Consider the following 6,436-nt stretch of genomic DNA (forward strand, 5'->3'; position numbering starts at 1 on the left):
GGGCGGCTGCTGGCCGTGATCGAGCCGCGCTCCAACACCATGCGGCTGGGCGCGCTGCGTGAACGTCTGAACGAAAGCGTTGCCGATGCGGATCACAGCTTCTGGTTCCAGCCTGCTGGCGTGGAGTGGTCGATGGACTCTCTGGTAGAGGCGCAAGGGTCGCGGGCGTCGCTGTATCGGGATATCGATGCATTGGTACAGGCAGTGGTCACCCAGGCGTCACCGCTCGACCGGATCGTGGTGATGTCCAACGGTGGTTTCGATGGTGTTCATGAGCGCCTGTTGGCGGCGTTGGCAGCGGCAAACCCTGCAACAGGAGTATCCGATGAGTGAGTTCAACCCCCCTGTGACGGTGGCGCTGACGGGCGCTTCGGGGGCGCAGTATGGCCTGCGCTTGATCGACGTGCTGGTCGAGGCGGGCCATGAAGTGTGGGTCATGATCTCCAAGGCGGCCCATATGGTCATTGCCACGGAAACGGAGGTATCGCTGCCTGCTCAGCCTCAGCGACTGGAGGAGGCCCTGGTGGCGCAAAGCGGTGCCAGGCCCGGACAAATTCGCTGCTTTGGGCGTGAAGACTGGATGGCCCCCGTGGCCTCGGGCTCCGGTGCGCCTTCCGCCATGGTGATCTGCCCGTGTTCCACCGGCACCCTCTCTGCGGTGGCCACCGGGGCCAGCAACAACCTGATCGAGCGTGCCGCCGATGTGGCGATCAAGGAGCGGCGCACGCTGGTCATGGTGCCCAGGGAGAGTCCTTTTTCTCCCATTCACCTGGAGCACATGCTCACTCTGAGTCGCCTGGGTGTGGTGATCCTGCCTGCCGCGCCGGGGTTTTATCATCGTCCTCAGTCCATGGAGGATCTGATCGATTTCATCGTCGCGCGGATTCTCAACCAGCTGGGCATCGAGCATCGCTTGATGCCACGCTGGGGCGAAGGGTAATCCCGGCGGTGCCACACTTTTGTGCCTACGATTCGCCATATCACTGACTTTCGCCACCGTTCACCACAAGGAAGCGTCACCATGTCCTGGGCTACTCTATCGGTCTTCGTGCCAACCTTTCTGTTCGTATCGCTGACCCCCGGCATGTGTATGACGCTGGCCATGGTGCTGGGGATGACCCAGGGGGTGAAGCGTACGCTCTGGATGATGATTGGTGAGTTGATGGGCGTGGGCCTGGTGGCCGCGGCGGCAGGCGCTGGGGTGGCGGCCCTGATGTTGCGCCAGCCTGAGCTGTTCACTGCGTTCAAGTGGATTGGTGGGGCTTACCTGGCGTATCTGGGGGTGATGATGTGGCGCTCGCGGGGGCGCATGGCCATTCCCAGCGAGCTGGACACAGGGCCGCCTGCAGGCCGCTGGCAGTTGGCCATGCAGGGGCTGGTGACCGCCGTGGCCAACCCCAAGGGCTGGGCATTCTTCATGGTGCTGCTGCCGCCGTTTCTGGACAGCAGCCGCCCGCTGGCCCCTCAGCTTAGCCTGTTGATCGCGCTGATCCTGATCATCGAGTTCGGCAGCATGCTGGTGTATGCCACGGGGGGCAAGACGCTGCGTCGCGTGCTGGGCAAAAGCGGTAACGTACGCCTGTTGAACCGCATTGCCGGGACGCTGATGTTTGGCGTGGGCGCGTGGCTGGCGCTGGGCTGATCACGCCAGCCCGAGCCAGCTACGCGATGGCGCCATCAAACCGGCCCGAACAGTAGCATTCTCGCGCTCACCAGCAGCAGCGATGCCCCGGTGAGCGAGACCCAAGGGATGGCGGGTAGCGGCGCACGATAGCGCCGCTGCCAGTTGAGCTGAACCAGAGCGCAGACCACCAGCCCCATGAGCGCGCCTCCCACCAGATCACTCAGCCAGTGCACGCCCAGAGCCAAGCGCGAGAGCGCCATCGGCAGCGTGACGACAATGGCCATCCAGTAGACCCAGGCACGCCGCTGGCGGGGCAGCCGCGCGGCCATCACGGCGGCCGCCAGCCCGATCATCACCACCCAGGTAGAGGTGTGCGCGCTGGGGTAGGCGTATGAGCCGGTCAGGTGGTCCGGGGTGGTGGGGCGTGCCCGGGCGAACAGTGCCTTGCCCGCGGTGTTGATCAGGGCAATGCCGCCAAGGGCCAGAGCCCCATGCAGCAGCGCATCGAAGCGTTTGACCACCAGCAGCCAGCACGCCCACGGGCTGACCAGGGCCACGATGCCCGCCTTGTCACCGATCATGGCCAATAGCAGGCTGGCGTGGGCAAGCCAGGGGGAGTCGAGCCAGTCGAATAGCCGCTGGGCTTCCAGATCGACCGTCAACGGCGTCACATGGTGCATCACGTACAGCGTCCAGGCGGAGGCCCCGGTAAGCGCGGTAATGAGCAGCAGCAGGGAACCCAGCGGCACTTCCCCCGAACGGCTCATGGCCAACCAGGGGCGACGCATGATCGGAATGCGCCGCACGATGCGTGCCAGCGCAAAATAGACGCGCCCCTGGCGGTCCACCTGAGCACGCCCCCATGAAAACACCACGGCCAATACCACCACCGTGGCGGCAATCAGGATGACGGCCATTTCCACGTTCGTGGGCAGGTTCAGCCGCTGCTGCCAGGTATGGCCGACCAGATAGCCAGGTAGTACATAGGCGGGAGCCCAGAGCGCTGCCGAGGTAATGTTTGCCCAGGCGAAGGTGCGTGCCGGCATTTGCATCATGCCGGCCACCAGCGGGATCACCGGGCGGACAGGCCCGACGAAGCGGCCAATGAAGACCGAGTAGACCCCATAGCGTTCGAAAAAGCGTGCCCCACGTCCCACCCACTCGGGGTGAAGCGACAGCGGCCAGCGGGACAACACCGCCTCACGATGCCGATAGCCCAGATAGTAGCTGACGCTGTCGCCGATGATCGCGCCAATGAACGCCGCGCCAATCAGCCAGGGCAGGTCGAGCCCTTGGTGGCCCGCCAGGGTGGCCGCCGCAGTCATCAATACGACCCCGGGGACCAGCAGGCCAATGAGTGCCAGCGACTCGACCAGGGCGATACCCAACACCAGAAGTAGCAGCAAAGGAGGGGAAAGAGTAAGAGAGAGCAGGGTATCGACAATCGCCAAGAGTGACTCCGTCTGCGGTTATAAATGGGTAATGGATTCTGCGCGTGCTTCCAGACGCTGCAGGTAGCGCTCGAAGCTCTCCTTGCGCATGGGCAGGCAAGTGGCTAGCCGTGCTTCCAACTGGCCTGTTTCCACCAATACGCGCCGTGACAGGGCACGCTGAAGGCGCTCTTTCACGAGTAGCGCGCCGCTTTCACTGGTATCGGGCAAGACCAGCCAGAAGGTCGCACTGCCCGCACGGCCCAGAATGTCGTGATCACGGCAGCGGCTATTGACCTCGCTGCACAGCGCACCCAGCAGCGCGGTCTTGGCGCGCTGGCCAAACTGCTCCTCTGCCATGTCCAGCTGCGGCAAGTGTAGCACCAGCACGGCCAACCGCTTGTTGAGCATGTCGGCGCGCTGAAACTCATTTTTCAGACGCTCTTTGAGCGTGTCGATATGGTACGCATCGCAATCGTTATCGTGGGGGTCGGTAGCCCTGAGCAGTGCCTTGCGCCGCGCGTGCTCCCAGGGGGGCAGTGCGAGCAGCAGAGTCAGGGCAGCAAAGCCCAGGGCAAACTCCTCGTTCAGCGTGGGCAGTTGCCAGATGATCACGGCCATGGCGACCAGATTGGTGGCCAGCGCTCCCCACAGTGGCAGAAGAATGAACGCGGCGGCAAGGGGCAGGCCTAACCAATACAGCGGCAGGTTGGCGTGGGTCAGTACGCCGTGCATCGCCACCAGAAACAGACTGCCCAGCAGCAAGCAGCGTGGCAGGTAGGGTTTGATGCCTCGCCCAAGGTGCATCATCAGGCTGGCCAGTATCAGGGTGGTCATGAACAGTGGAACCAACAGTTCACGGTAGCTGCCCATGGCGTAAAGCCAGGCGGTGTAAGCACAGATAACGATCAGGCTGGCACTGTAAGCCAGGCTCATCAGCCGTTTGGGGGGCGCGGACGTCGTCATGTGATGACGCTCGGCCGCTGTTTACCCATCTGGGCCAGAGCCTCGAGGGTCAGCGCTTCCAGCTCAAGCTCTATCAGGGGAAGCGGTTGGCAAACGGTGTGCTCCGGCAGGGCCGCACATAGCAATTGGCGACGATGGGCGGCCTCGCGGGGCGTTCTGGCCAACATGAGCGTGGCCAGCGTAGTGGCATTCAGGCGGTAAACGTTTTCGAAGCTATAAAGCAGGCTGCACAGTTTGTGGGCCGCAGGCCAGAGCTGGTGGAGTCGAAGGTGAATGATCAATACCTCGGCGTGAATGGCTTCCCGCTCGGAGCGTGTTTGCTCCTTGGTCAAATCACGCAGCAGTTGCTCCCCTGCCCATAGGTTGAGCCCCGGAATCAGCCGCAGGCGCTGGCGCATGGTGCCGCTCAAGTGCACCAGCAGGTAAGTCCGCGCCATGGCCAGCAGGCACAGAATACAAAGCGTTGCGATCAGCAGGCACCACGCTGGTAGGGTCAGCAAGGGTTTGATGATCAGGCAGGTCAGCAGGGCTGCGCACACATTGTACATGGCCACCCAGCGTGGTTGAGGAAGCATGAAGACCGCACCCCAGGCCCATATCAGCAATAGGTGACGTTCAGGGGCAACCGCAATCAGGGCCAACAGGAGGGTTCCCGCCAGCAGTTGCCAGGGCAGGCCTCGTGAGCGGCGATGGCTGAAATCCAGCAGCAGTGCAGTCACCAGTAGCCAGCCGACCGCAAGCCACAGCACAAGGGTGGCCATGAGGGGCGCATTGGGTGTCCAGAGAGCCAGCGCGACGGCGGCGGCCAACAGTGTCACCCTGAGCGGACTGATTTTGTATTTGCTTGGCATGGTGGCTTACTATCTGGCTGATAAACGGGGGTCACCCAGCCTGAGCATAACGCATTGCTTGGCTCGAACCTGCGAATCCCCCAGTATAATGCCCTCAAGGCGTAATATAAGCCTAGCCACTTTCAGTCATGCTTAATATAGGGAGATCGCATGCGCAGCGCTGACGCATTTCAACAAGACGCCCAACACCACCTGGCGGCCGGCGATGTGGCCCGTTACATGACGGCTCTGGGACAGGGGGCTCGCGCAGCGGCCAGCGTATTGCGCCGAGCCGATAGCCAGGCCAAGAACCAGGCGCTGTATGCTATGGCGAAGCGCCTGGCAGCAGCCCGCAGCGACATCCTCAGCGCCAATCAGGAGGATATGCAGCGGGGCCGGGAGAGCGGTTTGGACAGCGCGCTGCTGGACCGCCTGGCACTCAACGATGCACGCATCGATGCCATGATCGAGGGGCTGCATCAAGTGGCGGCGTTGCCAGACCCGGTGGGCGCCATCGATGGCATGAGCTATCGGCCCAGCGGTATCCAGGTCGGCAAGATGCGGGTTCCGCTGGGAGTGATCGGCATCATCTACGAATCACGTCCCAACGTCACCCTGGAAGCCGCTAGCCTGTGCCTCAAATCCGGCAATGCCTGTGTCTTGCGCGGTGGTTCGGAAGCTCGCGCTTCCAATGCCGCTCTGAGCCAATGCATTCAGGCAGGCCTGGCGGATGCCGGTTTGCCCGAGGGCAGTGTTCAGGTGGTTGCCACCACGGATCGCGCGGCGGTGGGTGAGATGATCAGCATGCCTGAGTATATCGATGTGATCATCCCGCGTGGCGGCAAGTCGTTGATCGAGCGCATTTCGCGGGAAGCGCGTGTGCCGGTGATCAAGCACCTGGATGGCGTTTGCCATGTGTACATCGATACCACCGCCGACCCTGCCAAGGCGCTGGCCATCGCACTGAACGCCAAGACCCATCGCTACGGCACCTGCAACACCATGGAAACCCTGCTGGTGGATGCCCCGATTGCCGACCTTCTGCTGCCGGAGTTGGCGCGTGCCTACGCCGAGCACCAGGTAGAGCTGCGCGGCTGCGAGCGAACGCGGGCGCTGTTGCCCCAGGCGCTGGAAGCAACCGAGGAGGACTGGCACGCGGAGTACCTCGCTCCGGTCCTGGCCATCAAGGTGGTCGATGGCGTGGACGAAGCGATCGAACACATCGAACGATACGGCTCCCACCACACCGATGCCATCGTCACCCAGGACTACACCCTAGCGCGTCGCTTCATGGCGGAAGTGGACTCCAGCTCGGTGATCGTCAACGCCTCGACGCGCTTTGCCGACGGGTTCGAGTACGGCCTGGGGGCGGAGATCGGTATTTCCACCGACAAGCTGCACGCCCGTGGCCCTGTCGGCCTGGAAGGCCTGACCACGCAGAAATATATCGTGTTCGGGGATGGCCAGGTTCGCCAATGAGTCAGCGTGTCGGCATGTTTGGCGGCACCTTCGACCCGGTGCACAACGGCCATTTACGCAGTGCCCTGGAAGTACGCGACGCGCTGGGACTGGAAGTGCTGCACATG

At 63.0% G+C, this 6,436-nt stretch carries 7 protein-coding genes and 1 pseudogene; 5 read left to right on the forward strand and 3 right to left on the reverse strand.

Annotated features, from left to right (window positions below; translation table 11 throughout):
- The 3 genes and pseudogenes from B7L71_RS15030 to B7L71_RS15040 form a co-directional block, all read left to right on the forward strand.
- Positions 1-333 (forward strand): annotated as a pseudogene (locus B7L71_RS15030) (UDP-N-acetylmuramate:L-alanyl-gamma-D-glutamyl-meso-diaminopimelate ligase); the annotation flags it as partial.
- The gene (locus B7L71_RS15035; RefSeq protein ID WP_081138912.1) at positions 326-940 is read left to right on the forward strand and encodes a flavin prenyltransferase UbiX; all 615 of its coding nucleotides are present in this window, start codon (positions 326-328) and stop codon (positions 938-940) included. The pseudogene B7L71_RS15030 and the gene B7L71_RS15035, both read left to right, overlap by 8 nt.
- An 81-nt stretch (positions 941-1,021) precedes the next feature.
- Entirely contained in the window at positions 1,022-1,642 is a 621-nt protein-coding gene (locus tag B7L71_RS15040) for a LysE family translocator (RefSeq protein WP_081138914.1), read from the forward strand.
- 35 nt (positions 1,643-1,677) lie between these two features.
- On the opposite strand, the gene B7L71_RS15045 is transcribed toward B7L71_RS15040, so the two are convergent.
- From B7L71_RS15045 to B7L71_RS15055, 3 genes are read right to left on the reverse strand one after another with little or no spacing between them, the layout of a single operon-like run.
- Positions 1,678-3,075 (reverse strand): bifunctional DedA family/phosphatase PAP2 family protein, encoded by a 1,398-nt coding sequence (locus B7L71_RS15045; RefSeq protein ID WP_081138915.1) that lies wholly within the window; start codon positions 3,073-3,075, stop codon positions 1,678-1,680.
- Between the two features lie 18 nt (positions 3,076-3,093).
- Positions 3,094-4,020, reverse strand: a complete 927-nt coding sequence (locus tag B7L71_RS15050) for a diguanylate cyclase domain-containing protein (protein ID WP_081138917.1) — start codon at positions 4,018-4,020, stop codon at positions 3,094-3,096.
- Positions 4,017-4,781 (reverse strand): hypothetical protein, encoded by a 765-nt coding sequence (locus B7L71_RS15055; RefSeq protein WP_446497437.1) that lies wholly within the window; start codon positions 4,779-4,781, stop codon positions 4,017-4,019. The genes B7L71_RS15050 and B7L71_RS15055 overlap by 4 nt, the downstream gene beginning before the upstream one ends.
- A 240-nt stretch (positions 4,782-5,021) precedes the next feature.
- On the opposite strand from B7L71_RS15055, the gene B7L71_RS15060 reads away from it, so the two are divergent.
- Together B7L71_RS15060 and B7L71_RS15065 are read left to right on the forward strand one after the other, a co-directional pair.
- Positions 5,022-6,329 carry a glutamate-5-semialdehyde dehydrogenase gene (locus B7L71_RS15060; protein WP_081138920.1) on the forward strand — a complete coding sequence of 436 codons (1,308 nt, stop codon included), beginning with the start codon at positions 5,022-5,024 and terminating at the stop codon, positions 6,327-6,329.
- Positions 6,330-6,343: 14 nt separating this feature from the next.
- Positions 6,344-6,436 (forward strand): adenylyltransferase/cytidyltransferase family protein (locus tag B7L71_RS15065; RefSeq protein WP_446497441.1); only part of this gene is annotated, 93 nt, incomplete at its 3' end.

It is taken from the genome of Halomonas sp. BC2, assembly GCF_002078115.1.
Lineage (GTDB): Bacteria > Pseudomonadota > Gammaproteobacteria > Pseudomonadales > Halomonadaceae > Vreelandella > Vreelandella stevensii.